Source organism: Vibrio sp. RM-41-2B (genome assembly GCF_024744415.1).
Lineage (GTDB): Bacteria > Pseudomonadota > Gammaproteobacteria > Enterobacterales > Vibrionaceae > Vibrio > Vibrio diabolicus.
The window spans coordinates 1-2389 of record NZ_JAMQWD010000013.1 but is presented as its reverse complement, the minus strand read 5'-3'; the positions used below and the strand labels follow the sequence as shown (position 1 = coordinate 2389).

The following is a 2389-nucleotide window of genomic DNA, read 5'->3' as shown; positions in this document are numbered from 1 at the left end:
GTCTTCCAATTCACGGTGTTTTTTTCATGAAACTTATTCCTCTTTTAAAGCAGCCACGCATTCACTGACGGCATAGTGTTATTTCAATAATTCTTACTATTTAACATTAGCTTGAGGTTTAGTATGCAAAAGAAGCATTGGTCAAGATTTCAGTTACTCCATGAGGTAGTAACTAACCCTAATATTTCTATCAAAGGCACTCACAGTTATTACAGTGACTGCTGGGACAATGGATTTGAGGAATCTGTTGTTCGGTATCTTCATGGTGATGAAGTGAGTCGCGATTGGGAGCCTAGATGGGAAATCGATAAACTCCATATTGGTGATTACGTTTGCATCGGCGCAGAGGCAGTTATCTTAATGGGTGGTAACCACACCCATAGGGCAGATTGGTTCTGTTTATATCCATTTATGGACTACATAGATGAAGCATATATAGGTAAAGGTGATACCTTTATCCATGATGGTGCATGGCTTGGGATGAGGTCAATGGTTATGCCTGGCGTGACAATCGGAGAAGGAGCCATAGTTGCTGCAAATAGCGTGGTAACTAAAGATGTCGCCCCTTATAGTGTTGTTGGTGGCACGCCTGCAAAATTAGTCAAATATCGTTTTGACGAATCGGTAATTGCCGAGCTGTTGAAAATGCAAATCTATGATTGGCCCATAGAGAAGTTTGAAGCTTTAAAGCGATATCTATGTGCATCAGACATTCAACAACTAAAGAGTGCAGCAGCCACTTACGATGCTGAAAAATAGCACATAACAAAGCGTTTAAGAGTGATTCCTCACGCTTGGCAGTTTCGCTTCGCTCAAGTGTAGCCAAGCGTGCGTCACACCTTAACGCGGCGTTAGGGCTTATCGAAATAGGTAGCTTTTTATGGATGAAATAACATATTTAGAAGTTCCATTTGAGGATAAAGAGAAAGTAAAGTCTTTGGGCGCTCGTTGGCACTCAGAGAGAAAGAAGTGGTTTGTTCCAAAAGGTTTAGATACGGGACCATTTGAAAATTGGCTACCGATTTATGATGAACATGCATCGCAAAAAGCTATCTCTCCATTTTATCTGCTTCAATCGACAGAGCTTTGCTGGAAGTGCGACAAACCATCTGAAGTCATTACCTTTGCTAGTCATGGCACAATCGACATTGAAAGTGATGAGCGCTCTGAAGGCTTAACCAAGTATTTATACGTCAGCTTTCTCCCAGAGAGGCTGAGAGTATACTTGGATCTACACTTCAAAAGTTATTACTTGGATTATTCCGCAACGACCGATTCATTTTACTACATGAATCATTGTCAACATTGCAAAGCTCCACTAGGTGACTTTTTTATGCATTCTGAACCGGAGGGCGCTTTTTTCCCTATCAGTGCAGAAATGTCAGCCGATATTTCTATTACTAGGCTGAAAGAAAGTGGATTTGTAAAAATCTCAGCATCTGAATCATACGGGGTTGTTGAGCATATATTGGAAAATGGGCAAGTGAAAGAGTTTCAGCCCTAACAAACAATTCAAGAGCGATTCGCAACGCATGGCATTTTTAGTTCAAATCAACTTTAGTGTTTACGGTGCAATCGGTTAAGTTAAGTGGTGGCGTTGCTCACGCCTTAATTGGGCGTTAGGTGCTTGATGGAAAAGGTAAGTATGGAAATTGCTTTTCGGCAGATAAACATTGATGATTTCGAATTATGCGTTGCCGCGAGAAAAGATGCCTACTTTTGTAGCTTTGGGCATTACGATGGTTTCGACGACTTCATCAGTGGTTATCGTGAACGAGTCTTTGAACGGTTAACGACATCAGGATGGTTCTACATCCATGTATTTGTGGATGGTCAGTTTGCAGGGCAATTAGAGTTTCGTAGTTTTTCACCTGAACCGGAAACTGGCTATGTTCATCTCATTTACTTAAAACCGAATTTTCGTGGATTAGGACTCGCTCCAAAAGTGCAGGATTATATAGCAAGCACTTTGATTCAGGCGGGTTGTTTGCGGGCAGTACTTTCAGTAAGTCGGACTAACCGTCGAGCTCTTACATTCTATAAGCGCCATGGTTGGGAGTTCGTGCGTGAGAATCCTAAGCACGATGAAACAGACTTTTACCAACTTTGGCTACGCACCTAACAAACAATTTAAGAGTGATTCGGCACGCGTGGCATTTTTACTATGCGTTGGTTTTAGTGGTTTAGGTGGTATGCGGCAGCTTCGGTATTGCGTGCCTCACACCTTAATTGGGCGTTAGGCAAATATTGGTGAGGTGATAATTGAAATGAGTTTAGAAAAAGCACTTATTAAAAATTTATTTACAGATGTTCTTATGGCGCCAGAGTTAGATGTTGCATTAATTGAGCAGTACGTCGACCCATCTTATATACAAAAAGTGGATGGAGT

Annotated in this window: 3 protein-coding genes; all 3 read left to right on the top strand. The window is 41.4% G+C overall.

Features of this window, described 5'->3' with window-relative positions:
* The first annotated feature begins 123 nt into the window (after positions 1 to 123).
* The 3 genes from NB463_RS09365 (at position 124) to NB463_RS09355 (ending at position 2122) form a co-directional block, all read left to right on the top strand.
* Complete coding sequence (locus tag NB463_RS09365; protein WP_258431594.1) at positions 124 to 759, top strand: CatB-related O-acetyltransferase; 636 nt, start codon at positions 124 to 126, stop codon at positions 757 to 759.
* Between the two features lie 121 nt (positions 760 to 880).
* Positions 881 to 1504 carry a DUF5710 domain-containing protein gene (locus NB463_RS09360; protein WP_042762949.1) on the top strand — a complete coding sequence of 208 codons (624 nt, stop codon included), beginning with the start codon at positions 881 to 883 and terminating at the stop codon, positions 1502 to 1504.
* Positions 1505 to 1645: 141 nt separating this feature from the next.
* Entirely contained in the window at positions 1646 to 2122 is a 477-nt protein-coding gene (locus NB463_RS09355) for a GNAT family N-acetyltransferase (RefSeq protein ID WP_025558171.1), read from the top strand.
* The last annotated feature ends 267 nt before the right edge of the window (positions 2123 to 2389 follow it).